The following is a 24,915-nucleotide window of genomic DNA, read 5'->3' as shown; positions in this document are numbered from 1 at the left end:
GAGAAGGATGAGGCGAATTATGGGCAACCATAGTGACGGCAGTCCGAACCACTCGGGCACCGTAGCTACGGCTGGTCAGAATGAGGTGGAGAAGTTCCAGGATCCTGGAATTCCCCCGCACCGTTTGCGCCTGGCCGACACGGACCCGAAGGCCGCAAAGCGTGCAGAACGGCAGGTCGCCGTACTCTTCGGCGCGTCAGTTGTCGGCACCCTGATCTTCCTGGTGGCGTACTTCGCCATCGACTTGGGCGAGGGCACAAGCATCGCCACCATCCGGCTGCAGAACGCCCTGTTGGGCGTCGGCACCGCGTTTGCGATGCTCGGCATCGGCACCGGTATTGTGCACTGGGCCAAAGCCCTGATGCCGGACCATGAAGTCTCCGAGGAGCGCCATCCCATCCGCACCGAAGAAGACCGCCTGGCGGCCGTCCGGATCGTGGATGACATCGTGGAGGAGACCGGCATCAAGCGCCGCCCCCTCATCCGCAACACGCTGCTCGGAGCTATGGCCCTGGCACCGCTCCCCGCAATTGCGGTTTTCGGTGACCTCGGCCCCCGCCCAGACCGTGCGCTGTCCCACACGATGTGGGCACCGCAGGAGGGCAAGCTCAAGCGCCTCACCCGCGATCCCGACGGCACGCCTATCAAGGCCTCTGACGTAACCATCGGTTCAGCCTTCCACGTGATTCCCGAGGGCCTTAACGAACTGCACGAAGGCAAACTGAACGAAAAAGCCAAGGCAGTAGTCCTGCTGATGCGCCTTGACCCCGCTTCGCTGAACCCCTCCGAGGGCCGCGAAGACTGGAGCTACAACGGAATCGTTGCCTATTCCAAGATCTGCACCCACGTCGGTTGCCCCGTTGCTCTGTACGAGCAGCAGACGCACCACCTGCTGTGCCCGTGCCACCAGTCCACCTTTGACCTTACGAACGAGTGCAAAGTGATCTTTGGCCCGGCCAGCCGGCCCCTCCCGCAGCTGCCTATTGCAGTGGATGCCGAGGGCTACCTGGTCGCAACCAGCGACTTCAATGAACCTGTAGGACCGAGTTACTGGGAGCGTGATGAGCATGAGCGGAGCATCAAGAGCTGAAGCCCCCGCCTTCGTCGCCAAGACTAAAGCCGGACGCATCACTGACTTTGTTGACGCGCGCGTGGGCGGATCAGGAATGCTGCGTGAATTTGGACGCAAGGTGTTCCCCGATCACTGGTCATTCATGTTCGGTGAAGTCGCCCTCTATTCCTTCGTCATCCTGTTGCTTTCGGGCACCTTCCTCACCTTCTTCTTTGATCCGTCCATGGCGGAGACCCGCTACGACGGTTCATACCTGCCGCTGAAAAATGTCGAGATGTCCGTGGCGTACAGTTCCTCACTGGATATTTCCTTCGACGTTCGTGGGGGCCTGTTTATGCGCCAGGTCCACCACTGGGCCGCGCTGCTTTTTGTCGCGTCGATCGGCGTGCACATGCTGCGAGTTTTCTTCACTGGGGCTTTCCGCAAACCACGTGAAATGAACTGGGTTGTCGGCAGCGTGCTGCTGATCCTCGCCATGGCAGCCGGCTTCACCGGCTACTCCCTCCCCGATGACCTGCTCTCCGGCAACGGACTGAGGATCATCGACGGTGTTATCAAGGCCATCCCCGTCGTTGGAACCTACATTTCCTTCTTCCTCTTCGGCGGGGAATTCCCGGGAACGGCTGTGATCGGCCGCCTCTACATGCTGCACATCCTGCTCGTCCCTGCGCTGATCCTCTTGATGATCGTTCTGCACCTCTTTATGGTGGTTGTCCACAAGCACACCCAGTACCCCGGCCCGGGCCGCAACGACGGCAACGTTGTTGGCTACCCGCTCGGTCCCGTGTACGCAGCCAAGGCGGGCGGCTTCTTCTTCATCGTGTTCGGTGTCATTGCCCTGATGGCCGCCTTCTTCACCATCAACCCGATCTGGAACTACGGCCCCTACGACCCCTCCCCTGTATCGGCCGGTACGCAGCCTGACTGGTACATCGGGTTTGTTGACGGCGCGCTGAGGCTTATGCCTGGTGTCATCGGCGACTTCCACTTCGAGTACGTCATCTTCGGATACACCCTGACGCTGAATGTTCTACTGCCCGCCCTGGTGCCCGCCGGCATTCTGTTCACGGTGATGTTTATGTACCCGTGGATCGAAAGCTGGATCACCAAGGACACCCGCGAACACCATGTCCTGGACCGTCCGCGGAACGCTCCCACCCGCACCGCCATCGGGGTGGCCGGCTTTGTCTGGTACTGCGTGATGTGGGCAGCCGCTGGTTCGGACCTCATCGCAACACACTTCCATGTGTCCCTGAACGATGTGACGTACTGGCTCCGCACCTTGTTCTTCGTCGGCCCGGTCATCGCGTTTGTCGTTGCTAAGCGGGTAGCCCTCGCACTCCAGCGCAAGGACCGCGAGATCGCGCTCCACGGCCGGGAAACAGGACGTATTGTCCGCCTTCCGCACGGCGAATTCATCGAGGTGCATGCGCCGCTGGATGAGTACAAGCGCTACAAGCTCGTTGGCTTCGAATCACCCTCGCCGCTGCCCGCGGTCCCGAACGACCACGGCATTGTGACGCGCAAGGAAAAACAGCGTGCTTTCCTGTCCAGGTGGTTCTTCGAGGACCGTGTTGCACCGGCCACGCCTGTAGAGCTGGAGGCCGCCCACGGCCACCACGCCCCTGCGGTAGAGGCCGGCGAGGAAACCAAGAAGAGCCTCAGCCACTAACACTCATAGCAGTAACGGGAAAGGCCCGATCCATTTGGACCGGGCCTTTCCCGTTACTGGCGGCCGCCGCTGTTGGCTGCGGCCAGCCCGTTGCTAGTGGTTTCGGTAGCCCAGAGATTGGTTGCGGGCAGGCCTCGCACCTGGCCGTTGAAGTGGTACCCATAGCTTGTAGCGGTCGGCACGGTAATACGAAACCGAATAATCAACCATCGCCCGGGCAACAAAAGCGTGCCTCTGGATTTTCAGCAAGGGGGCGCCGACGTCGACATTGAGCAGCCGTGCCGTCGAAGGCGAAGCAGCCGTCGCCTCGATCATGTCCTCCCCCCATTCCATCACGAGGCCGAACTGCTCACTCAGCACGTTGTAGAGCGAAGTTGGCGGCTCGCCGTCGAGGAGCCCCGGAACCCGCTGCGCCGGGATGAAGTTCTCGTCCACGCTCATGGGTTCTCCGTCCGCCAGCAGCAGCCGACGGAAACGGACCAGTGGCGTGCCCTCCTCGACCTGCAGTTCACGGGCCAGGAAGGCACTGGCGCCGATCTGTTCAAAGCTCAGGACTTTAGCGGCCGGGATCATGCCGCGGCGTTGCATCTCCTCGCTGTACGAAGTGAGTTTTACCTGAAGGTCGAGTTTGGGCTTGCGTACGAACGTGCCAAGGCCCACAACACGCTCGAGGACTTCCTCACCGACAAGGGCATCGATGGCCTGCCGGACGGTCATCCGCGCCAGGCCAAAGCGCAGTGCAAGGTCACGTTCCGAGGGCAGAGCGGAGCCGGACGGACAGGAATCGCTGATGTAGGCCCGGAGGATCTCTCTGAGTTGGATGTAGATGGCAATCCCGCTGCCGCGGTCTATCTCACCGGCAACACCGCGGGCATCAGCCACGAAGGAAAGCCCTTGCTTCAGTTTTCACTATCCAAGCTTAAGGCACGCAACACCGCTGGACTAGACCACTTCCAGCGCCGAAGCATCCGACTTCACCGGTTTGGTCGCGCGGCCATCCTGCGGGATATATTGGACAGGAAATTCAGCGATGACGGTTTGGGGGCCGTCAGGAAATGGGAGACCCTTTGCCAGTGCATAAGGCCGTTGTGTCAGCGTCAGTCGGCTTGCATGCCCGTCCCGCCGCAATATTCGTTAAGGCAGTGACCGAAACGGGATTTACTGTCAGTATCCGCAAGGCCGGTATCCAGGGTGTCGACGCCCGATCCCTGTTGGAAGTGATGACTGCCGATTTCCCGTTCGGCTGCGAGGTAGAACTTTCAGTTCCCGAGAGTGCCCTCAGTGGCTCTGTCACTCACCGTGACGCAGAAGCGGCTCTCCGTATGCTGGCTGAGCTCTTGGCGTCACAGGGGGCCAGCTAGGCCCTCCCGCGGGGCATTTGGGCCGCGGCTCCGCTCACAACATCGAACGGACAAGAACGACGTCGGGCCCCACCTTCCGGTGGGGCCCGACGTCGTAATGTGCGAAAACTTTGCTGAAGCTCAGCGCCTGCTAATGGGCGTGGTCCCCGCGGCTGTACTCGAAGACCCAACCCACGAGGGCTACGACTGCGAGGCCGGCTGCAACGAACAAAATCCAGAAGCCCACCGCGAGGCCCAGGAATCCACCGGCGCAGGCGAGGCCCAGAACCAGCGGCCACCAACTCCAGGGGCTGAAGTGCCCCTGCTCGCCGGCGCCCTCGTGGACCTCGGCATCGTTGCGGTCCTCAGGACGCATGCCGATGCGCTTGCCGGTGAAGCCAAGGTAGCCGCCGATCATCCCGGAGAGGCCGCCAACCAGGAGGATTCCGAGGGTTCCGACCCACTCATGCCAGTTGGTCAGGAAACCGTAGACCAGCGAAACCGGTACGAAGAAGAAGACTCCGGCTCCAAATATCCATGATTCGATTTTCACTTGGCGGTGTCCTTCTGGTCGGCGTTACCGAGCACCGCTGCTGCAGCTGCAGGCGAGTCAACGGTATGTACCTGCGAGAGCTCGGGGTGGTGCAGGTCCAGGGCGGGACGCTCTGAACGGATCCTGGGCAGCGAGGTGAAGTTGTGCCGCGGCGGCGGGCAGGAGGTAGCCCACTCAAGCGAGGCGCCGAAGCCCCACGGGTCATCAACCTCAACGCGTTCGGAGCTGCGCGACGTGATGTAAACGTTCCAGAAGAACGGAATCATTGAGGCGCCGAGCAGGAAGGAGCCGATGGTGGAGAACTGGTTCATCCAGGCGAAATTGTCCTCCACCAGATAGTCGGCGTAGCGGCGGGGCATGCCCATGACCCCCAGCCAGTGCTGGATCAGGAACGTGCCGTGAAAGCCAAGGAACAGCATCCAGAAGTGGATCTTTCCGAGGCGCTCGTTGAGCATCTTGCCGGTGAATTTTGGCCACCAGAAGTAGAAGCCTGCGAACATCGCGAACACCACTGTGCCGAAGACCACGTAGTGGAAGTGCGCCACCACAAAGTAGGAGTCAGAGACGTGGAAGTCCAGCGGCGGGGACGCCAGGATGATGCCGGTCAGGCCGCCGAAAAGGAAGGTGATGAGGAAGCCGATGCTCCACAGCATGGGGGTCTCGAATGTAATGGACCCCCGCCACATGGTGCCGATCCAGTTGAAGAACTTCACGCCGGTGGGGACCGCAATCAGCATGGTCATGAAAGCGAAGAACGGCAGCAGCACCGAGCCGGTCACGTACATGTGGTGCGCCCACACGGTCACGGACAGGGCTGCAATGGCGATGGTCGCGTAGACCAGGCCCTTGTACCCGAAGATCGGCTTGCGGCTGAAGACCGGGAAGATCTCGGACACAATGCCGAAGAACGGCAGCGCGATGATGTACACCTCCGGGTGTCCGAAGAACCAGAACAGGTGCTGCCACAGCACCGCGCCGCCGTTTTCCGGATCGAAGATGTGTGCACCGAAGCGGCGGTCGGCGCCGAGTGCGAACAGTGCGGCAGCCAGCGGCGGGAAGGCCATCAGCACGAGGATGGACGTCACCAGGGCGTTCCAGGTGAAGATGGGCATCCGCCACATGGTCATGCCCGGAGCGCGCATACAGATGATGGTGGTGATGAAGTTGACCGCACCCAGGATGGTTCCGAATCCGGACAGCGCCAGGCCGAAGACCCAGAGGTCACCTCCGATGCCCGGGCTGAACGTAGTGTTGGACAGCGGCGCGTAAGCGAACCAGCCGAACGACGCCGCACCCTGGGGGGTGATAAAGCCGGACACCGCGATGGTGGAGCCGAAGAGGAAGAACCAGAAGGCCAGGGCGTTCAGTCGTGGGAACGCGACATCGGGGGCACCGATCTGCAGCGGCATGATGACGTTGGTGAAGCCGGCGAAAAGCGGGGTGGCGAACATCAGCAGCATGACGGTGCCGTGCATCGTGAACAGCTGGTTGTACTGCTCCTTGGTCTGCAGGATCTGCATGCCGGGTTCGAACAGTTCAGCCCGGATGAGCAGAGCCATGACGCCACCGAGGCAGAAGAACACAAATGAGGCGATCAGGTACATGTACCCGATGGTCTTGTGGTCGGTGGAGGTGATCCAGTTGACGACGATGCGTCCCTTGGACTTAGGAACTACGGGAGCCTCTAGGGTTCCGGCAGGTGCGGTCTGGGTATAAGTAGCCACGTCGCTCCCCTTACTTAATTTCGTTCAGGTTCGGGTTGCGGTCATACTCTTCGCCGAGGAGTCCGGTGTTGCCGTCTGCCTTGAGCTTGTCCATGTGAGCCTGGAATTCGGTTTCGGAGACAACCTTGACGCGGAACAGCATTTCGGAGTGGTACTCACCGCAGAGCTCGGCGCACTTGCCGTCGTAAGTTCCCTCTTTGGTGGGTGTGAACCTGATGTAGTTGGTCTTGCCGGGTATCATGTCGCGCTTCTGGAGGAAGGCGGGAACCCAGAAAGAGTGGATGACATCGCGGGAGTTCAGTTCGAGGTCCACAGACTTTCCAACCGGCAGGTAGAGCGTCGGCAGCGCTTCCTTATTGATGGTGTTACCGGTCAGGTGTGCTTGGACACCTGCCTCGTGGACATCCTCGGTGACGACATCGCCGGACTTGTAGTTGAAGTCCCAAGCCCACTGCTTGCCGCGGACGTCAACAACGACGTCGGCGGGCTTGGAGCGGTCATCGATGGCCTGCTGGTCGCGGTCGGTGAAGTAGAAGAACACCAGGACCATGAACAGCGGGATGGTCAGGTAAAAGACCTCCAGCGGGAGATTAAAGCTGGTCTGCCGCGGGAAACCCGTGGTGCCCTTGCGGCGGCGGTAGGCGACAAGGCACCAAACGATCAAGCCCCACGTGATGATGCCCACAACAAGGGCTGCAATCCATGAGTTGACCCAGAGGTCCATGATCCGGTCAGTGTGATTGGTGGTGCCACGCTCGGTGGGCAGCCACCCCTTCTCTACCTCTGGCGAACATCCAGTCAAAACCAACGCGCCGGCAACTGCCAAGCCTGAGATCGTAGTGATCGTTTTGCGTCGGCTGCCGGTTCGGTTCTGCGAACTCACAGACGGCCCTTCCTACTTGTTGCTGTTGCCCGGCCACCCAAGGGGCCGGCCGGGCACACTAAAAGTTTTACTACTCGGTGTAGAGCTTACCGCTCTGCCGGGCGTTTCGCCCACATGTCGGCGCCGTGCCTCCGTACCGTTTTTGGCGGACGGAATGTAGGCGCCGGCATCGGGCGAAATAACCGGGTCAGTGGAACGAATCACCACAGGCGCAGGAGCCACCGGCATTGGGGTTGTCGATGGTGAAGCCCTGCTTGGAGATTGTGTCCTCGAAGTCGATGCTGGCTCCGCTGAGGTACGGCACGCTCATCTTGTCCACCACAACTTCGACGCCGTCATAGTCGCGGACGGCATCTCCATCGAGGAGGCGCTCGTCGAAGTACAGCTGGTAAATTAGGCCGGAGCAGCCGCCGGGCTGGACGGCAACGCGGAGGCGGAGATCGGTCCGGCCTTCCTGCTCCAGGAGGCTGCGCACCTTGCCTGCTGCGACGTCGGTCAGTTTGACCTCGTGTGCGGCCAGTTCATCGCTGGCAGCGCTGGTGGTCTCGGTGATGTTCTCGTTGGTTGCAGTGCTCATTTGGCCTACCTTAGGACGGTCCTGGCGGCCCCGCGTCAGCGGTGCCTGCCCCTACGGATACGGTACGGGCTATAGCTACATGCTACTTCGGTCAGCCCTGTAGCTCTAACTCCCGACCAGACTCATCAATAGTGCTCGCGAGATGGGGTGCGTGCCTCATTTGAGAAACGCTCGCGTAAATCACGGGCCGCCACGGGCACGGCGGTGACGATGAGGGATGGGCCTGTCGATGGGTACGCGTAGGGAAATCACGAAGCAGTACGCACGCGATTATGCGAAAGGAGCCAAGAAGGCCAAGGGGGCGGTGCTCGATGAGCTGGTGGCCGTCACCGGCTGGTCAAGGGCCAATGCCCGTCGGGCGCTGTCCACGGCCCGTAAGCGTAAGGGTCCTGCGAAGGCTGTTGTGCGGAAGCCGCGGGGACGTACTTACGGCTACGGCACCCTCAAGGTCCTGATCGAGGTGTGGCGGTTCGCGGGGATGCCGTCGGGTAAGTACCTGGCCGCCACCATGGACCTGTGGCTGCCCAAGCTTGAGGCCTTCGGGGAACTGGACAAGGACAGGCTGACCCCTGAGGTGAGGGCGCAGCTGCTGAAGGTCTCCGGTGCCACCATCGACCGGCTGCTCAAACCGACCAAGGACGCCGGCAGGCCTAAAGGCCTGTCCGCGACCAAGGCCGGGCCCCTGCTGCGCAACTCAATCACGGTCCGCAAGGCCGGGGATGAACACGAACAGGCTCCCGGTTTCATCGAAGCCGACATGGTCGTCCACTGCGGCCCCACCCTGGCCGGGGAATTCGCCAGGACCCTCACCGCCACGGACGTGTTCACCGGCTGGACCGAGAACGTCGCGGTCCGCAACGGCGCGCACAAATGGGTGCTGGAGGCAATGGATGAGGTCGTGGCACGGCTGCCGTTCCCCATGGTCGGGTTGGATACCGATAACGGAGGAGAGTTCATCAACTACGCCCTGATCAAATGGGTCGATGACAAGGACATCTACTTCACCCGGTCCCGGCCGTACAAGTCCAACGACAACGCCCACGTCGAGCAGAAAAACGGCGACGTGGTCCGCCGGCACGCCTTCCACTACCGCTACGATACCGCCGCGGAGCTGAAGCTGCTCAACGCCCTCTACGCCCTCGTGCGGGTACGGCTGAACCTCTTCACCGCCACCACGAAAGCGGTCGGCTGGCGCTCCAATAAGCACGGGAAGAAGGCCCGCATCTATGACAAACCGCGTACCCCGTACCAACGCGTGATCGATTCCGGGATCCTGACCGGAGCTAAAGCCGCGGAACTCGCCGAGCTGATGGAGATCACCAACCCGGCCGACCTCACCCGCGGCATCACCAAGATCCAGACCCAGCTGATCGCACTCGCCGCAGCGAAAACACGGGCACTGGAAGCATCATCCACGCGAGCACAATTAGATGAGGCAAGCAAGACACTTTCGCGTGCATCTTGACATGAGTCGTTTCGACTCCTGACGTAACCAGGCCGGACCGCTGATTGTTCCCAATGGTGAACTAATCCCGGCATCAGCGGGGCCCGGGATCAGGCCAGGCCTTCTGTGTTCAGCCGGGCAAGCAGCAGCGCCTCGGCAACCACAGCATTCTTGAAATCACCAATGTGAAGGGACTCGTTGGCACTGTGGGCACGGGAATCTGGATCCTCAACACCGGTCACGAGGATCTGGACGTCCGGATAAACATCCATCAGGTCCGCGATGAACGGAATTGACCCGCCGATTCCAGTCTCCACGGCCGGAACACACCAGGCCTCCCCCAGCGCCCACATGGCGAACTTCGCCGCCGTTGAAGATGTATCCGCGAGGAACGATTTTCCGCTTTCCCCGGGAGTGAACACCACCTTTGCCCCAAAGGGTGCATTGGTCTGGACGTGGCGCTGAACGGCTTCCATCGCTGCCGCCGGAGCCTGGCCGGGCGCCAGGCGCAGGCTGAACTTGGCACGCGCCCTTGGCAGGAGCGTATTTGAGGCCACGTCCACGGCGGGAGCATCGAAGCCGGTGATGGACAGCGCGGGCTTGGTCCACAGCCGGGCGGCGATGCTGCCCGTGCCGGCGAGCCGGACGCCGTCGAGAACGGAGGAATCGGCACGGTACTCCGCTTCGGTGAGCTCTACGCCGACGTTGTCATTTGATACCAGGCCTTCGATGGCCACATTGCCGTCTGCGTCGTGCAGCGTGGCAATCAATCGGGACAGCAGGGTTGGCGCGTCCAGCACGGGGCCGCCGAACATGCCCGAGTGGACAGCATGCTCCAGCACCTGAACTTCAATGGTTCCGTCCACAAGGCCACGCAGGCTGGTGGTAAGGGCGGGAATGCCCACCTTCCAGTTGCTGGAGTCGGCCACCACGATCACATCGGCCTTCAGTAGTTCCCGGTGCGTTTCCAGGAACGAACGGAAGGTGGGAGAACCAGCCTCCTCCTCCCCTTCGAAGAAAAACGTCACGCCAAGCCCGAATTCCGCGCCCAGCACCTCGGTCGCTGCGGCATAGGCGGCCACATGGGCCATGATCCCGGCCTTGTCGTCAGCAGCGCCGCGTCCGTACAACCTGCCGTTCCGTTCGACGGCGGCAAAAGGCTCTGTTTCCCACAGCGCCGGATCTCCGGGCGGCTGGACATCGTGGTGGGCGTACAGCAGGATAGTCGGCTTCCCTGCCGCCGCCTGGCAACGTGCGACGACGGCAGGGCCGCCGGGGCCGCCGTCGTCCTTATTACTGCGCAGGACCTGGACATCCTCCACGCCGGCAGTGCGTAACAGTTCCGCAACGGCATGCGCGCTGGCTTCCAAGGGGGCCGGATCAAAACTCGGCCAGGCGATGCCGGGAATGGCCACAAGTTCCTTGAGCCGGTCGAGGGTGGAGTCGAACGAAGCTGCGACGGACAGCCTGAGTCCGTCCGCGTCGATGGCCGGCGCAGGGTGACCCGAGCCGGGGATGTTGGCGGCTGACGGGTTGGCTGCTGGAGTGGGAGTCATGGCGAACACGATACCCGCGCCGAATCTCCTTGGGCCGCAAGGTATTCTGTTCACGTGTTCGGACGTAAAAAGGAAGCGCCAACGGCGCAGCAATCAATAGACCAGCAGGCCGCCGAAGCGGCAGCCCGGCAGGATGCCGCGTTAGGCAAGGGTGCGCCCACGCCCAAACGCAAAGCCCAGGAGGCCGCCCGCAAACGGCCCCTGGTGCCGGAGGACCGCAAGGCGTCCAAGGCCGTTGAGCGCCAGGCCATCCAGGACCAGCGGACCAAAATGCGCCGGGCGCTCGATACGGGTGATGAGAAATTCCTGCCCTTGCGCGACAAGGGACCGCAAAAGCGTTATGCCCGCGACTACGTGGATGCGCGCTTCAGCCTGGGCGAATACCTGATGTTCGGCGCCTTGGTATTTGTCATCATTTCCCTGATCGTGCCGGCTTCGAGCGAGCAGATGGTTTATGTCCTGGGCGGTTTCTGGGTGATGTTCCTGGCCGTCTTTGTGGATGTGTTCATCCTGTCCCGGCAGCTCCGCAAGAAGCTGACCGGGAAGTTCGGCGAGGTTGAGCGTGGCACCGTCTGGTACGGCTCCATGCGATCCCTGCAGTTCCGCAAACTGCGCCTGCCCAAACCGCTGGTGAAGCGCGGGCAATACCCGTCCTGATGTGCAGGCCGGGCCAGACCCGGCAGCACTCCTCCCTTAGACAACGAAAACCCCGGCAGTCAGACTGCCGGGGTTTTGTTGCCTAATTAACTGTTGCGTCGGGCTTTCGCCAGGCCGCGGTTGATCCGGGACGCCCAGAAGGGCCCCTCGTACAGGAATGCCGTGTAGCCCTGGACCAGCGTGGCCCCGGCATCCAGGCGGTCCTGGACGTCTTTGGCCGTCTCGACGCCGCCGACCGCCACCAGCGTGATCGCACTCCCAGTGGCCTCCCTGAGGCGGCGAAGGACTTCCAAGGAACGCTGCTTCAGCGGTGCCCCGGACAGGCCCCCGGCACCACATTCCTCCACTTTCGCAGCCGGCGACGACAGCCCCTCACGCCCGATCGTCGTATTCGTGGCAATAATGCCGTCCAGCTTAAGGTCCAGGGCCAGCTTGGCGACGTCGTCGATGTCCTCATCACTGAGATCCGGTGCGATCTTCACCAGCAGCGGGACATGCCGGCCAGCTGCCTTGTCCGCCTCGTGCCCCACTGCGGTCAGCAGCGGACGGAGGGTCTGGACATCCTGCAGGAGGCGCAGCCCGGGCGTGTTGGGTGAGCTGACATTGACTACCAGATAGTCCGCGGCCGGCGCCAGGCTCCTTGCACTGATCAGGTAATCGGCCACGGCGTCGTCGAGTTCCACCACCTTGCTCTTGCCAATGTTCACCCCGATCACGGGGCGCACTGTGGGATGCCGGCGCTGCAGCGCCGCGCGTGCCGCTTTGAGGCGCGGTTCGACGGCGGCCGCGCCATCGTTGTTGAACCCCATCCGGTTAATGACAGCCCGGTCCTCGATCAGCCTGAAAAGGCGCGGCTTCTCGTTGCCCGGCTGCGCCTGCCCGGTGATGGTTCCTACTTCGACATGGCCAAAGCCAAGTTCGGTGAGGGCCTCGATGCCGAACCCCTCCTTGTCGAACCCGGCTGCGAGGCCGAACGGGGACGGGAAGGTCAGCCCGAAGGCAGAAGTCTGCAGTGAGGCCGCGGGCGCCGTGAACCGGTGCAGCAGGCGTCCTGCGCCGGAAGCATGGGCAAGCTTGATTCCCTTGAATCCGATCTTGTGGGCGCGTTCCGCGTCCATCCACGAAAAGGCCAGCCTGAAGAATGTCGGATATACGCGCATGGCTCTAGTTTTCCGTCTCGGACGGTCCAGACCAAACCGGGACGCCATACACGCGACCCCGGCTAGCATAAAGCCATGAGGTGGCAGCCAGATATCCTCGGTGCTGGCTTCGAAGCCTGCACCTTCGAGGCCGGGGGCGACGACGGCGTCCAGCGCACCGCCACGCTGGTGCGCTTCCGTCCGGCGAACGAACCGGCGGCCACCGGCCGGCGACGGACCGTGCTGTTCCTCCATGGTTGGAGCGACTACTTCTTCAATGTGGACCTCGCCCGGTTCTGGACGGGCCGGGGCTACGAGTTCTACGCCCTGGACATGCACAACCACGGCCGCAGCCTGCGCCCGGAAACGCCGGGCGGCTACGTGGCGAACCTGGCGGACTATGACGCCGAGATCGAAGCGGCCCTCGCCATCATCCGGGCCGACACGCACACGCCGGGACAGGAACCACAGGCCTCCCTCACGCTGATGGGCCACTCCACCGGCGGCCTGGTGGCCGCCCTCTGGGTCAGCAACCACCCCGGAGCAGCCGCCCAGCTGGTGTTGAACAGTCCCTGGCTGGAGATGCACGGCAGCTCGCTGGTCCGCCGTGCAGCGTCCACGATGGTGGGACCCGTGGCGCGGTTCCGGCCGGAGGCTGTCCTGCGGCTGCCGGAGCGGGGGTTTTATTGGCGGACCATCAGCAGTTCAGCCGACGGCGAGTGGCCGCTTGACGACAGGTTCCGGCCGCCCATGGCGTTTCCGCTCCGCGCGGGCTGGCTCAGCGCCATCCTGGCCGGTCACACCAAGGTGGCCCGTGGCCTGAACATCGACATACCCATCCTGGTGCTGCTTTCCCGGGGCAGCGCCACCGGGCCGTTCTGGTCCGAGGAAATGCGGCGCACCGACGCGGTACTGGACGTCAACATCATCGCCCTCCGCGCCCTGACACTGGGGTGCAGCGTCACGGTGGAACGGATCGACGGCGCGCTCCACGACGTCTTCCTCTCCCCTGCCAAAGTGCGGGCCGACGCCTATGCGCGGCTCGCCCGCTGGCTCCGGGGTTACGGTACTGCCGAACCCGGCGCGGCGTCGACAGCGCCGCCGTAGCGCCGGTCCCGCTGGGCGTAGATTTCGACGGCGTCCCACAGGGTCCGCCTGTCGACATCGGGCCACAGCGTGTCCATAAAGACGAACTCCGCATACGCCGACTGCCACAGCAGGAAGTTGGAGAGCCGCTGCTCCCCCGAGCTCCGCAGGAACAGGTCCACGTCCGGCAGGTCCGGCTCGTCCAGGTACTTCTGGATGGTTTTCTCGGTGATGGCACCGGGCTTGATACGGCCTGCGGCAACCTCGGCGGCAATTGCCGAAACTGCGTCAGTGATTTCCGCCCGGCCGCCGTAATTAACACACATGGTCAACGTGCAGGTGCTGTTGCCCGCGGTAAATTCCTCGGCCTCTTCAAGTTCGCGGATCACCGAGCCCCACAGCCTGGGACGCCGGCCGGACCACCGCACGCGGACACCCCACTCGTCCAGCTGGTTTCGCTGCCTTCGTAGCACGTCCTTGTTAAAACCCATCAGGAAGCGGACCTCCTCTGGTGAGCGGCGCCAGTTTTCGGTGGAGAATGCATAGACGCTCACGAACTCGATGCCCAATTCGATGGCGCCCGCCACGACATCCAGGAGGGCAGGCTCGCCCGCCTTGTGACCCTCGATCCGCGGCAGGCCCCGCTGGTTGGCCCAACGGCCGTTTCCGTCCATCACAATAGCGACATGGCGGGGGACGAATTCGGCGGGAATCGCCGGGGCAACCGCGCCTGAAGGGTGCGGATACGGTGCCACCACAGGGGTGGTCCGTTGCCGCGAAGGACTCATCTTCTTTCCCAAGGCCACTGTCAGCCACGCTCCACATGTTTGAGGGATTTCAGGACACGTTCAAGGTGCCATTGCAGGTATACGGCCACCAGCCCCGCAGCCTCCCGGCGGTGCGGCACCTGCGAACCGTCCGCCGTCGTCCAGTCCCCCGTCAGCAAGGCGCCCAGCAGTACGACGGTCTCCGCCGCCGGCGCAGGCGAACCCGGTGGCCTGCAGTCGGCACAGACCATGCCGCCGAGGGGAGCTGAAAACGCCGTATGGGGGCCGGGCCGGCCGCAGCGGGCACAGTTGGTGAAACTCGGCGCCCAGCCGCCGGTGGCGAGAGCGCGCAGGAGATAGGAATCGAGAATCAGTCCGGGCGCATGTTCGGCCCGGCTCAGCGATGCCAGCGCACCCACCAGCAAGTTGTACTGGGCGGTGCCGGCTTCGCCGTCTACATCCGTCAGTTTCTCCGCAGTTTCAGTCATGGCAGCGGCCACGGTGTAACGGCCATAGTCTGCGGCGATGTTGCTGCCGTAGCCGCCCTTGGCAACCGCCTGGGTGACGATGTCCAGTGTCTTTCCGGAGACGAGCTGCAGGTCTGCAACCATAAAGGGCTCCAGCCGCGCCCCAAACTTGCTGCTGGTCCGCCGTACTCCCTTGGCGACGGCGCGGATCTGGCCGTGGTGCTTGGTCAGCAGGGTGATGATGCGGTCGGCTTCGCCCAGCTTGTGGGTACGAAGTACCACGGCGTCATCCCGGTAAGACCGGGCAGCAAAGGATTGTTGGACCACGGTTAATCTTCGCACTGAGTTCCGGAAAGCCGGCGATGCCGGTGCGTTGCGCGCCGTGATTCCCGGCGCGCAACGCATTCCGAATCAGGCGCGGGAATCCCGGATGGCCCGGTTGACCGCGGAAATGACGGCCTTGAGCGAGGACATGCTGGTGTTGGCATCGATTCCGACACCCCACAGGACCCGCTCCCCAACGGCGCACTCGACGTAGGCTGCGGCCATGGCGCTGCCGCCTTCCGAAAGGGCATGCTCGCTGTAGTCCAGCACCCGGACATCCACGCCGTCCTCGCGCAGGATGCTCAACAGCGCGGCGATGGGCCCGTTTCCGGTGCCCGTCCGTCGGGCCTGGACACCATCAACGGTGAGCGAGGCGTGCAGTGTCATCCCGCCGTCGTCATCGGTTTCGGTGCTGACGGAACCGAGCGAGTAACGGCCCCACTGGCCGTCCGTTTCGCTGGAGGGCAGGTACTCGTCCTGGAAATGTTGCCACAACTGGGCGCCGCTGACTTCGCCGCCCACGGTATCGGTCTTCTTCTGGATGACGCCGGAAAATTCCATCTGGGCACGGCGGGGCAGGTCCAGGCTGTGTTCGTTCTTGAGCAGGTAGGCCACGCCACCCTTGCCGGACTGCGAGTTGACCCGGATGACGGCCTCGTAACTGCGGCCCAGGTCCTTGGGGTCAACGGGCAGGTACGGAACTTGCCAGGTGAAGTCCGCGACGTCCGTGCCGGCGGCGGCAGCGTCCTTCTCCAGCGCCTCGAAGCCCTTCTTGATGGCGTCCTGGTGCGAGCCTGAGAACGCGGTAAACACGAGGTCGCCGCCGTAGGGGGAACGCTCGGCGACGGGGAGCTGGTTGCAGTACTCCACCGTGCGCCGGATCTCGTCGATGTCGGAGAAATCGATCATGGGATCGATACCCTGCACGAACATGTTCAGGCCCAGGGTGACGAGGTCCACGTTGCCGGTCCGCTCGCCGTTGCCGAACAGGCAGCCCTCGATCCGGTCCGCGCCAGCCAGGTACCCCAGCTCGGCGGCGGCCACGCCGGTGCCCCGGTCGTTGTGCGGGTGCAGGGACAGGATGATGCCTTCGCGCGGGTGCAGGTTCCGGCTCATCCACTCAATGGAATCGGCGTAAACGTTCGGAGTGGCCATTTCCACCGTGGCGGGCAGGTTGATGATGACCTGGCTGTCGGCGGATGCTTCGAAGACGTCGGCGATGGCATTGCAGACCCGGACGGCATAGTCCAGTTCGGTTCCGGTGAACGACTCCGGCGAGTATTCATAGGTGATGTGCGTGTCCACCAGGGTTTCCTCGTACTTCTTGCACAGACGGGCGCCCTGGAGCGCGATGTCCAGAATGCCGTCCTGATCCTGGTTAAACACCACGCGGCGCTGCAGGACGGACGTTGAGTTGTACAGGTGGACGATCGCCTGCTTAGCGCCGACCAAGGACTCATAGGTCCGTTCGATCAGGTGCTCGCGTGCCTGGGTGAGGACCTGGATGGTGACGTCGTCCGGGATGTGGTTTCCGACGATGAGCTGACGGACAAAGTCGAAATCGGTCTGCGAAGCAGACGGGAAGCCGACTTCAATTTCCTTGTAGCCCATGCGGACCAGCAGATCGAACATCTTCATCTTGCGGGCTGGGCTCATAGGGTCGATCAGCGCCTGGTTACCGTCACGCAGGTCCACGGCGCACCAGCGCGGGGCCTTGGTGATGACCTTGTCCGGCCACGTGCGGTCAGGCAGTTCAACGGTGATCAGATCCTGGAACGGCGTGTAGCGGTGGACGGGCATTCCGGAGGGCTTCTGTGCGTTTCGCATTACTATCGGGGCCTTTTCTGTGGTTCAAATCTGAAAGGGTGGCCGGGCAACACAAACTCCGCGACGAGGATGGGCCTTGCGCTAGATCGCGTCTGAGGCCTCGCCGCGGCAGCTAAGAAGGAGCAGTTCTGCGCGCACCATTTGAGGGTAGCACGCGTGCGTAAGATGAGAGGGCGCCACCGTCCTTATCGTCCACAATGCAGACGCCGCGCCGGTGCCAGCGCCGGCCGCGGCACGTCACACGAAGGAGCTTTTGTGCCCATCTCGGGGATCGATCTGTCCAACATTGACCACACCGTCAGGCCGCAGGACGACCTGTACCAGCACGTGAACGGGTCCTGGCTCAAGGCCACGGAAATTCCGGATGACCGGCCACTCGAGGGAACATTCACCGCACTGCGTGACGGAGCGGAAATCGCGGTCCGGGACATCATCGAGGAAGCAGCCGCCAAAGGTGAGGCCGCCAGCGGGATAGAGCGGAAGGTCGGCGAGCTCTACAACAGCTTTATGGACGAAGCCACCGTGGAGGCCAAGGGTATGGAGCCCATCCGCGGTCGCCTTGCCGACGTGTTCGCCACCACCACGGTTGCCGACCTTATGGCCTTGGCCGGGCGCCTGTTCCGGTCAGACGTTTCCGGGCTCTTCTACATCTACCCGGCTCCGGACGCTGGCAACCCGGACCGCATCCTGCTCTACACCGGCCAGGGCGGCCTGGGACTGCCGGACGAGTCCTACTACCGGGAAGAGAAGTTCACCCCCATGGTCAAGGCCTACGGCGAGCATGTCAGGACCATGTTCACCCTGGCCGGAGTGGCGGATCCGGAACCTGCGGCCGCACGCGTCGTTGCCCTCGAAACCAGCCTGGCCTCCCACCACTGGGACAACGTCACCCTGCGGGACCCGCAGAAGACCTACAACCTCAAGTCCGCGGAGGAAGCAGCCACGCTGTTCCCGCTGCTTAACACCTGGTTCGAAGCTGCCGGGATCGACGCCGACAAACGCGGTGAGATCGTCGTGAGCACCCCGGATTTCTTCAGCGGGGCCGCGGGTCTGCTGGACTCCGAACCGCTCTCCGTGTGGCAGGAGTGGCTGGCCTTGCGCGTCGTCAACAGTGCTGCGCCGTACCTGTCGTCTGAGTTCGTGGACGCCAACTTTGCCTTCTACGGAACAACCATCAGCGGCACGCCCCGAAACAAGGACCGCTGGAAGCGGGCCGTCGCCGTCGTGGAGGCCGCACTCGGTGAGGCCGTTGGGCAGATTTACGTCTCGAAGCACTTCCCTGAAACCCACAAGGCCCGCATGCAGACCTTGGTGGCCAACCTGATCGAGGCTTACCGGCAGTCCATCACCGGCCTTGGGTGGATGGGTGCGGATACCAAGGCTGAGGCGCTGCGGAAGCTGGAGGCTTTCCGCGCCAAGATCGGCTACCCCGACCAGTGGATCGATTACTCCGCTGTGGACATCGACACGGTGGACCTGCTGGGCAACGTCGAGCGGGCCCACAACGCCGACGTCAACCGCCACCTGGATGAGGTGGGCAAACCGGTGGACCTCAACAAGTGGCTTATGACACCGCAGACGGTGAATGCGTACTACCACCCGATGCTCAACGAGATTGTCTTCCCAGCCGCCATCCTGCAGCCACCGTTCTTCACGGCCGACGCCGATGACGCCGTCAACTACGGCGGCATCGGAGCGGTGATCGGCCACGAGATCGGCCACGGTTTTGATGACCAGGGGTCGCAGTTCGACGGCGGCGGCGCGCTGCGGAACTGGTGGACCGAGGAGGACAGGACGGCCTTTGAGGAGCTCACGGCGAAGCTGGTGGCACAGTTCGACGCGTTGTCGCCGTATGCCGCGCCAGGGCACAACGTCAACGGCAAGCTAACCCTCGGGGAAAACATCGGCGACCTCGGTGGCCTGACCATCGCCTACAAGGCTTATCTCCTCAGCCTCGATGGCAGGGAACCCGAGGTGCTGGACGGGCTGACGGGGCAGCAGCGGTTCTTCGCGTCCTGGGCGGCCGGCTGGCGGCAGGTGATCCGGTCTGAAGAGGCCATCAGGAGGCTCGCTACGGATCCCCACTCCCCCAACGAGTTCAGAACCAACGCCATCGCCAGGAACCTCGACGCCTTCCACGAGGCCTTTGGCGTGACCGAGCAGGACGGCATGTGGATGCCCCAGGAAGCCCGCGTCAGCATCTGGTAATCTTCCCGGCAGAGACACCGGGAGGCGGGGCATCCAGGCCCCGCCTCCCGGTGTCTGCTGGGTTTTGCCGTCAGTCCTGGACGATCAGCACCGGGTTGGCCTGCTGGCACACTGTATCGCCGGCCGTCTGGTTGACGATGTCCTCTGGCAGGGCGGTGCCCGCACCGGCGCTGTAGGTTGCCCCGGCGGTGAAGTCAGTTCCAAGGTAGACCTGGACTCCGGCGACGCGGGGTGCCGGCTGGACCTGGACGGCCGGGATCCCGAGCAGCGCAGCCACATCGGCTGCGACGTCGGCGAATTCAGGACCGTAGTAGACAACGCTCTGCGCGACAGGTGCGGCTTGCAGTGGCCCGGATTGGGTGAAACCGCCGGTGATCAAGGCCTGCACGATTTCCTGGGCGCGTCCCGGGATGCCGCTGCCGTTGGCCACGGTGACTGGCTGCAGCGCCTTGTCATAAGGCGGCACAGCCGGGGCTGTTTCTGTGGGCGGGGCTGTCGTTTCTGTCGGCGCCGGGGTAGGAGTGGTGGGAGCTGTTGGATCCGTGAGGTCCACGTCCTCGCGGAGCGCTGCAAACAGCTGTGACCCTGCGGGCTCCGCAATCTGCAGGCGGTTGATGTCCGTGGTTGCCGGCGTGTTGGGCACGGCCACAAACGCCACCTTGCTGATGTCGATGTCCTTCAGCCGGCTACCAATACTCACGAGCGACGGCACGGAGGCCAGCCCCTCATCCACGGTGAGGTTCTTCGTCACAACATCGGCAATGTTCAGCATTTTAGACGGGTCGGACAGTGTGCCGTCGTCCTTGATCTTGCGCGTAAGGGAGGACAGGAATCCCTGCTGTGCCCTGATCCGGCCGAGATCGCCGCCGTCGGCGAAGGCGTGCCTGGTCCGCAGGAAGGCAAGGGCCATTTCGCCCTTGACCGAGGACGTGCCCTTCGGCAGGCGCAGCCGGGAGTCCGGATCGTAGACGGCGTCACTGATGCACACGTCAACGCCGCCCACCGTGTTGGAAAGTTCCTTCACTGCGGTAAAGTCCGCCATCATGAAGTGATCGATCTCCAGGCCAGTCAGTTTGTTGACCGTGTCTACGGCGCAGCCGATTCCTGCTTCATTCATGGCCTCGTTGATCATGACACCGCTGCGGGCAGGATACGTCCGTTTGGTCTTCTGATCGGTGCACTCCGGAATATCGACCAGCAGGTCCCGGGGGAAGCTGATGACGCTGACGCGTTTGTTATCGGCCGAGACATCCATCAGCATCATGACGTCGGACTTGCCGTACCCGGTTGAGTCGTCCGTAGAGCCGTACTCCGCGTTTGCGCCGTCCCTGGTATCCGAGCCCAGGATCAGGATCTGCATCCGCGCCGATTTGTCTGCCTCGGGGTTCGCGGTGCCACCGGCGTTCAGCGGCGCAGTCGTGATGTTGGACTGAAGCCGAAAATACCAATACCCGGCAAAACCAAGACCGCCGACCACCAGGATGGTCACCACTGCGGTAGTCACCTTCAGCCACGCCCGCATCCGGCTGCGGGAGCCGAGATGCCGGGCAACGCCGACGGCTGTGGCATCAGCGTGGCGGGAGACAGGACCGGTCCCGGCTGACGCGTCAGCTCCGTACTCGCGATTGTCGCGGCCTCGCCCCATGTGTGGTACCTTCCTCGAAAAAATTGAACCCGGCCTATTTTAGTTGCCCAGTCTGGGAACTTCCCGACGACCGGCCGGGGCATGGTGTAAGGGCCGCGTCAGAAACCCAGCTTGACCAGCTGCTTAGGGTCACGCTGCCAGTCCTTTGCCACCTTCACATGCAGGTCAAGGTAGATTCGGGCGCCGAGCAGCGCCTCGATCCCCTTGCGGGCGGTGGTACCGACTTCGCGGAGACGTGCGCCGCCTTTGCCGATGATGATGGCCTTCTGCGACGGACGCTCTACATAAAGGTTGACCCGGACGTCGAGGAAGGGCCTGTCTTCGGGCCGGCCTTCACGCGGAACAATCTCATCAACGACGACCGCCAGTGAGTGGGGCAGTTCGTCCCTTACACCTTCGAGGGCCGCTTCCCGGATGAGTTCCGCGATCATCACAGCTTCGGGTTCGTCCGTCAGGTGGCCATCCGGATACAGGGGCGGCGATGCTGGCATGTGGCTGATCAGGACGTCTGCGAGGGTGTCGACCTGGAACCCGTCGGTGGCGGAAACGGGCACGATGTCTTTCCAGCCGTCCTCGCCTATGACATCCCTGCCCAATGCAGCGACGGCGAGCAACTGCTCCGTGAGCGCCTGCCGGTCCACCGTGTCCGCCTTGGTGACGACCGCGATGACCGGCTTGTTGCCGATGGCTGCGAGCTGCGCGGCGATGTACTTGTCGCCCGGGCCGATCTTCTCGTTGGCGGGAAGGCAGAAGCCGATCGCGTCGACCTCGGCGAGCGTGTCGGCGACGAGTTCGTTCAACCGTTTTCCCAGCAGGGTACGGGGGCGGTGCAGGCCAGGCGTATCAACCAGGATCAACTGGGCGTCATCGCGGTGCACGATCCCTCGGATGGTGTGCCGCGTGGTCTGCGGCTTGGCGGAAGTGATCGCCACCTTCTGGCCCACCAGGGCGTTCGTCAGGGTTGATTTGCCCGCGTTCGGCCGCCCCACGAGGACCGCAAAGCCCGCCCTGTATCCGCCGAACTCTGTTGCGGCTGAATCCGGGCTGGCCGGACGACTATTTTTCTTGCTCACGTGGAACTCCCTGCTGGGTTGCTTCCGCCTCGTCGAGGACGTCTTCAAGGTCAGTGTCTGTCTTTGGTGCTGCTGCGGCAATGATGTGGCTGACGCGGTTGCGGCGGCCCTCGAGCCGTTCGGCGAGCAGCGAGATGCCATCCACCTCCACGCGGCTGCCCACAATGGGAACGCGGCCCAGTGCCTTGGCCAGCAGCCCGCCCACGGTGTCAACTTCGTCGTCGTCGAGCTCTATGTCGAACAGTTCTCCGAGGTCATCGATGCTCATCCGGGCGCTCACGCGGTACGAACCACTGCCCAGGGCCACGGCCTCGGCGCTTTCCGTGTCATATTCGTCCACGATTTCGCCGACGATTTCCTCGATGAGGTCTTCGAGGGTGACAAGGCCGGCCGTGCCACCGTATTCGTCGATCACGATGGCCACGTGGGTAGACTCCTTCTGCAGCTCCCGGAGGAGGTCGCTGACCGGCTTGGACTCCGGGACGTACCGCACCTCGCGGGCCAAGGTTTCGACCGGGGGTGGCTCGTCGTCGGGCCCCAGCTCGTGAAGCGTAGCCGCAACGTCCTTGAGGTAGACAATTCCGAGGATCTGGTCCGTGTTGTCGCGGATCACGGGGATCCGCGAGTAGCCCGACCGCAGGAACATCGACATTGCCCGTCTGAGGCTGGAACCGGCGTCGATGCTGAGGATATCGGTTCTGGGCACCATTACGGCGCGCACCAGGGTATCGCCGAAGTCAAAGACTGATTGGATCATTTCCGCTTCGGTGTCTTCGATCATGTCCGATTCAGAGGCCCGGTCCACGAGCTCGCGGAATTCCTGTTCGCTGAAGAACGCGTCATCACCGGCATGGGCGCCGGGAGCGACGGCACTGCCCAGTGCCACAAGCCACCCGGGAATGGGACCGAGGACCCACGTCAGGAACCTGATCAGCGACGCCGTATACCGGACCACCGCGGCCGAATGGAGCCTGCCGATCTGCCGCGGGGAAACTCCCACGATGACGAAGCCGAGCAAGGCCATGATCCCGGTTGCGGCAAGCCCAGCCAGCCAGACGTTGTCCAGCAGGCTGTGGAGCAGCACAGCCACCGCCACGGCTGAAGCCATCTCGAACCAGACCCGCCAGAACCTCAAGGCCCGGATGTGGGCCACCGGCTGGGCCAGGATGCGCTGCATGGCGTTTCCGCGGCTTTTCAGCAGCGCGTCTTCCGCGTCATGCCTGGAAAGAAATGTGAACGCGGCCTCGGCTGCGGTCAGGACTGCTGCGGTGCTGAGGAACGCCAGGGCCATGCCGACAAGGAGCAGAGGCGTCACTGCGTGGTCTCGGCGGGTGCTTCTTTGCCGGTGAAGCCGGAAAGCAGCTGGCGCTGGAGGCCGAACATCTCTTCCTTTTCCTCGGGCTCCGCGTGGTCATAGCCGAGCAGGTGGAGGATTCCGTGGGTGGTCAGCAGCAGCATCTCATCCTGCAGGGAATGCCTGGCGTTGACTGCCTGCACCTGCGCCACCTGGGGGCACACGGCAATGTCACCCAGCATCCCTTGTGGAGTGGGCCGGTCCGGCGTACCGGGAGTCAGTTCGTCCATGGGAACCGAGAGCACATCTGTGGATCCGGGCTCGTCCATGAGTTCGATGTGGAGCTTTTCCATGGCTGGTTCATCCACCAGGAGAATGGAGAGTTCAGCCTGCGGGTGGATAAACAACTGCTCGAAAACGTACCGGGACAGTGCCACGAGCGCGGCTTCATCAACCTGGATGCCGGATTCGTTGTTGACCTCAATGCTCACGCGTTTTCCCCCCGCTTTTCCCGGGTCACTGAGTGATTGACTTTGCTCCGCTGGACGTCGTCCCAGAGACTGTAGGCACGCACGATGTCACCCACAAGACGGTGACGGACCACGTCAGTGGAGTCCAGAACGGTGAAGTTCACGCCCTCGATTCCCTGCAGGATCTCCTCTACGATCCGCAGGCCCGACCGGGTACCAAAGGGAAGGTCCACCTGGGTGACGTCGCCGGTGACCACCATTTTGGACCCGAAGCCCAAGCGCGTCAGAAACATCTTCATCTGTGCCGGTGTGGTGTTCTGTGCTTCGTCCAGAATGATGAAGGCGTCATTGAGCGTGCGGCCCCGCATGTAGGCCAGCGGCGCCACTTCGATGGTTCCCGCCGCCATCAGCCGCGGGATGGACTCGGGGTCCATCATGTCGTGCAGCGCGTCGTACAGCGGGCGCAGGTAGGGATCGATCTTGTCGCTCAGTGTGCCCGGCAGGAATCCCAGCCGCTCGCCGGCCTCGACCGCGGGCCTGGTCAGGATAATTCGGCTGACTTCCTTCTGCTGCAGGGCCTGGACAGCCTTAGCCATCGCGAGGTAGGTCTTACCCGTGCCTGCAGGGCCAATCCCGAAAATCACGGTGTTCGCGTCAATCGCGTCCACGTAGTTTTTCTGGTTCAGGGTTTTGGGCCGGATGGTCTTCCCCCGGCTGGAGAGGATGTCATGGGTGAGGACATCCACAGGGTTCTGCAATGACTGGCTGCGCAGCAGCGCTACGAGCTGGTGCAGCACCGCGGGGCTGATGACGGTGCCGCGGGCCACGAGGCCGCGCACCTCGTGCAGGAGCCGCATAATGCGCGGAACTTCGTTGGCGGGGCCGCTGATGGATAGCTCGTTTCCACGAACGTGGAAGTTAACCGACGGGAACTGCTCTTCGATGTAACGCAGGGCCTCGTCATGGCTGCCGAGGGATTGGACCATCTGGTCGGAGTTGTCAAAGAGAACCACCTCCGTCCGGACACCAGGAAGTGAATGGGGGAATTCTGCGGCGGCGCCGTCAGTATTGAGCCGGCGCTTTCCGTTCGCTGATTCAGTCATGGTGCTGGCCCGCAGGCCTGTGGTCTCCTCCAGT

The 24,915-nt window shown here is 63.1% G+C and carries 22 protein-coding genes; 7 read left to right on the top strand and 15 right to left on the bottom strand.

Annotated features, from left to right (window positions below; genetic code table 11):
• The first annotated feature begins 19 nt into the window (after positions 1-19).
• Complete coding sequence (locus ACQCS0_RS10930; RefSeq protein ID WP_282331366.1) at positions 20-1,090, top strand: cytochrome bc1 complex Rieske iron-sulfur subunit; 1,071 nt, start codon at positions 20-22, stop codon at positions 1,088-1,090.
• Positions 1,068-2,744 carry a cytochrome bc1 complex cytochrome b subunit gene (locus ACQCS0_RS10925; protein WP_354156442.1) on the top strand — a complete coding sequence of 559 codons (1,677 nt, stop codon included), beginning with the start codon at positions 1,068-1,070 and terminating at the stop codon, positions 2,742-2,744. The genes ACQCS0_RS10930 and ACQCS0_RS10925 overlap by 23 nt, the downstream gene beginning before the upstream one ends.
• Positions 2,745-2,837: 93 nt before the next feature.
• Here ACQCS0_RS10925 and ACQCS0_RS10920 read toward each other — a convergent pair whose 3' ends face one another.
• A complete protein-coding gene (locus tag ACQCS0_RS10920) occupies positions 2,838-3,626 on the bottom strand; it encodes a GntR family transcriptional regulator (protein ID WP_282331368.1) in 789 nt (262 codons plus the stop codon).
• A gap of 173 nt (positions 3,627-3,799) precedes the next feature.
• Here ACQCS0_RS10920 and ACQCS0_RS10915 point away from each other — a divergent pair, with 173 nt between their 5' ends.
• Entirely contained in the window at positions 3,800-4,105 is a 306-nt protein-coding gene (locus ACQCS0_RS10915) for an HPr family phosphocarrier protein (protein WP_354156441.1), read from the top strand.
• Between the two features lie 130 nt (positions 4,106-4,235).
• Here ACQCS0_RS10915 and ACQCS0_RS10910 read toward each other — a convergent pair whose 3' ends face one another.
• From ACQCS0_RS10910 to ACQCS0_RS10895, 4 genes are all read right to left on the bottom strand, one after another.
• On the bottom strand, positions 4,236-4,637 hold the full coding sequence (locus tag ACQCS0_RS10910; protein WP_354156440.1) for a cytochrome c oxidase subunit 4: 402 nt from the start codon (positions 4,635-4,637) through the stop codon (positions 4,236-4,238).
• Positions 4,634-6,361, bottom strand: a complete 1,728-nt coding sequence (gene ctaD / locus ACQCS0_RS10905; protein ID WP_354156439.1) for an aa3-type cytochrome oxidase subunit I — start codon at positions 6,359-6,361, stop codon at positions 4,634-4,636. The genes ACQCS0_RS10910 and ctaD overlap by 4 nt, the downstream gene beginning before the upstream one ends.
• A gap of 10 nt (positions 6,362-6,371) precedes the next feature.
• Entirely contained in the window at positions 6,372-7,244 is an 873-nt protein-coding gene (gene coxB, locus ACQCS0_RS10900; RefSeq protein ID WP_354156438.1) for an aa3-type cytochrome oxidase subunit II, read from the bottom strand.
• Between the two features lie 187 nt (positions 7,245-7,431).
• Positions 7,432-7,821, bottom strand: a complete 390-nt coding sequence (locus ACQCS0_RS10895; RefSeq protein WP_056340087.1) for a HesB/IscA family protein — start codon at positions 7,819-7,821, stop codon at positions 7,432-7,434.
• Positions 7,822-8,050: 229 nt separating this feature from the next.
• Here ACQCS0_RS10895 and ACQCS0_RS10890 point away from each other — a divergent pair, with 229 nt between their 5' ends.
• A complete protein-coding gene (locus ACQCS0_RS10890; RefSeq protein WP_354156531.1) occupies positions 8,051-9,286 on the top strand; it encodes a transposase family protein in 1,236 nt (411 codons plus the stop codon).
• An 89-nt stretch (positions 9,287-9,375) separates the two neighbouring features.
• On the opposite strand, the gene ACQCS0_RS10885 is transcribed toward ACQCS0_RS10890, so the two are convergent.
• On the bottom strand, positions 9,376-10,821 hold the full coding sequence (locus ACQCS0_RS10885; protein WP_426939770.1) for a dipeptidase: 1,446 nt from the start codon (positions 10,819-10,821) through the stop codon (positions 9,376-9,378).
• A gap of 54 nt (positions 10,822-10,875) precedes the next feature.
• Here ACQCS0_RS10885 and ACQCS0_RS10880 point away from each other — a divergent pair, with 54 nt between their 5' ends.
• Entirely contained in the window at positions 10,876-11,478 is a 603-nt protein-coding gene (locus ACQCS0_RS10880; RefSeq protein ID WP_354155052.1) for a DUF3043 domain-containing protein, read from the top strand.
• Between the two features lie 86 nt (positions 11,479-11,564).
• Here the strand turns inward: ACQCS0_RS10880 and ACQCS0_RS10875 are convergent, their stop codons facing one another.
• Positions 11,565-12,638, bottom strand: coding sequence for a quinone-dependent dihydroorotate dehydrogenase (locus tag ACQCS0_RS10875; RefSeq protein ID WP_354155051.1), 1,074 nt, complete (start codon positions 12,636-12,638; stop codon positions 11,565-11,567).
• Positions 12,639-12,713: 75 nt separating this feature from the next.
• On the opposite strand from ACQCS0_RS10875, the gene ACQCS0_RS10870 reads away from it, so the two are divergent.
• On the top strand, positions 12,714-13,724 hold the full coding sequence (locus ACQCS0_RS10870) for an alpha/beta hydrolase (protein ID WP_354155050.1): 1,011 nt from the start codon (positions 12,714-12,716) through the stop codon (positions 13,722-13,724).
• On the opposite strand, the gene ACQCS0_RS10865 is transcribed toward ACQCS0_RS10870, so the two are convergent.
• The 3 genes from ACQCS0_RS10865 to leuA all read right to left on the bottom strand — a co-directional run bounded on the left by ACQCS0_RS10865 (position 13,679) and on the right by leuA (position 17,088).
• Complete coding sequence (locus ACQCS0_RS10865; protein WP_354155049.1) at positions 13,679-14,509, bottom strand: isoprenyl transferase; 831 nt, start codon at positions 14,507-14,509, stop codon at positions 13,679-13,681. The genes ACQCS0_RS10870 and ACQCS0_RS10865 overlap by 46 nt on opposite strands.
• Positions 14,510-14,511: 2 nt before the next feature.
• The gene (recO, locus tag ACQCS0_RS10860) at positions 14,512-15,264 is read right to left on the bottom strand and encodes a DNA repair protein RecO (protein WP_282330714.1); all 753 of its coding nucleotides are present in this window, start codon (positions 15,262-15,264) and stop codon (positions 14,512-14,514) included.
• Positions 15,265-15,348: 84 nt separating this feature from the next.
• Entirely contained in the window at positions 15,349-17,088 is a 1,740-nt protein-coding gene (leuA, locus tag ACQCS0_RS10855) for a 2-isopropylmalate synthase (RefSeq protein WP_354155048.1), read from the bottom strand.
• Positions 17,089-17,343: 255 nt separating this feature from the next.
• On the opposite strand from leuA, the gene ACQCS0_RS10850 reads away from it, so the two are divergent.
• Complete coding sequence (locus ACQCS0_RS10850; RefSeq protein ID WP_354223248.1) at positions 17,344-19,296, top strand: M13-type metalloendopeptidase; 1,953 nt, start codon at positions 17,344-17,346, stop codon at positions 19,294-19,296.
• Between the two features lie 70 nt (positions 19,297-19,366).
• On the opposite strand, the gene ACQCS0_RS10845 is transcribed toward ACQCS0_RS10850, so the two are convergent.
• From ACQCS0_RS10845 to ACQCS0_RS10825, 5 genes are all read right to left on the bottom strand, one after another.
• Entirely contained in the window at positions 19,367-20,941 is a 1,575-nt protein-coding gene (locus tag ACQCS0_RS10845) for an LCP family protein (RefSeq protein ID WP_354155046.1), read from the bottom strand.
• Between the two features lie 98 nt (positions 20,942-21,039).
• Positions 21,040-22,014 (bottom strand): GTPase Era, encoded by a 975-nt coding sequence (era, locus tag ACQCS0_RS10840; protein WP_185260602.1) that lies wholly within the window; start codon positions 22,012-22,014, stop codon positions 21,040-21,042.
• Positions 21,998-23,329 (bottom strand): hemolysin family protein, encoded by a 1,332-nt coding sequence (locus tag ACQCS0_RS10835; protein ID WP_426939769.1) that lies wholly within the window; start codon positions 23,327-23,329, stop codon positions 21,998-22,000. The genes era and ACQCS0_RS10835 overlap by 17 nt, the downstream gene beginning before the upstream one ends.
• Positions 23,326-23,799, bottom strand: a complete 474-nt coding sequence (ybeY, locus tag ACQCS0_RS10830; RefSeq protein WP_282330709.1) for an rRNA maturation RNase YbeY — start codon at positions 23,797-23,799, stop codon at positions 23,326-23,328. Before ybeY ends, ACQCS0_RS10835 begins: the two co-directional genes overlap by 4 nt.
• On the bottom strand, positions 23,796-24,881 hold the full coding sequence (locus ACQCS0_RS10825) for a PhoH family protein (protein WP_354155059.1): 1,086 nt from the start codon (positions 24,879-24,881) through the stop codon (positions 23,796-23,798). Before ACQCS0_RS10825 ends, ybeY begins: the two co-directional genes overlap by 4 nt.
• Positions 24,882-24,915: the final 34 nt, after the last annotated feature.

This window comes from Pseudarthrobacter sp. S6 (genome assembly GCF_050156575.1).
In the GTDB taxonomy this organism is placed as follows: Bacteria; Actinomycetota; Actinomycetes; order Actinomycetales; family Micrococcaceae; genus Arthrobacter.
The sequence above is the reverse complement of the archived record's forward strand: the minus strand, read 5'-3'. Positions and strand labels throughout refer to the sequence as shown.

Bases quoted from the DNA above. Each gene is read 5' to 3' on its own strand.
- ACQCS0_RS10825 (WP_354155059.1), bottom strand. From the start codon at position 24,881: ATGACTGAATCAGCGAACGGAAAGCGCCGGCTCAATACTGACGGCGCC.
- ACQCS0_RS10885 (WP_426939770.1), bottom strand. From the start codon at position 10,821: ATGACTCCCACTCCAGCAGCCAACCCGTCAGCCGCCAACATCCCCGGC.
- ACQCS0_RS10930 (WP_282331366.1), top strand. From the start codon at position 20: ATGGGCAACCATAGTGACGGCAGTCCGAACCACTCGGGCACCGTAGCT.
- ACQCS0_RS10845 (WP_354155046.1), bottom strand. From the start codon at position 20,941: ATGGGGCGAGGCCGCGACAATCGCGAGTACGGAGCTGACGCGTCAGCC.
- ACQCS0_RS10875 (WP_354155051.1), bottom strand. From the start codon at position 12,638: ATGCGCGTATATCCGACATTCTTCAGGCTGGCCTTTTCGTGGATGGAC.
- ACQCS0_RS10915 (WP_354156441.1), top strand. From the start codon at position 3,800: ATGGGAGACCCTTTGCCAGTGCATAAGGCCGTTGTGTCAGCGTCAGTC.
- ACQCS0_RS10890 (WP_354156531.1), top strand. From the start codon at position 8,051: ATGGGTACGCGTAGGGAAATCACGAAGCAGTACGCACGCGATTATGCG.
- ACQCS0_RS10870 (WP_354155050.1), top strand. From the start codon at position 12,714: ATGAGGTGGCAGCCAGATATCCTCGGTGCTGGCTTCGAAGCCTGCACC.
- ACQCS0_RS10895 (WP_056340087.1), bottom strand. From the start codon at position 7,821: ATGAGCACTGCAACCAACGAGAACATCACCGAGACCACCAGCGCTGCC.
- ACQCS0_RS10925 (WP_354156442.1), top strand. From the start codon at position 1,068: ATGAGCGGAGCATCAAGAGCTGAAGCCCCCGCCTTCGTCGCCAAGACT.
- leuA (WP_354155048.1), bottom strand. From the start codon at position 17,088: ATGCGAAACGCACAGAAGCCCTCCGGAATGCCCGTCCACCGCTACACG.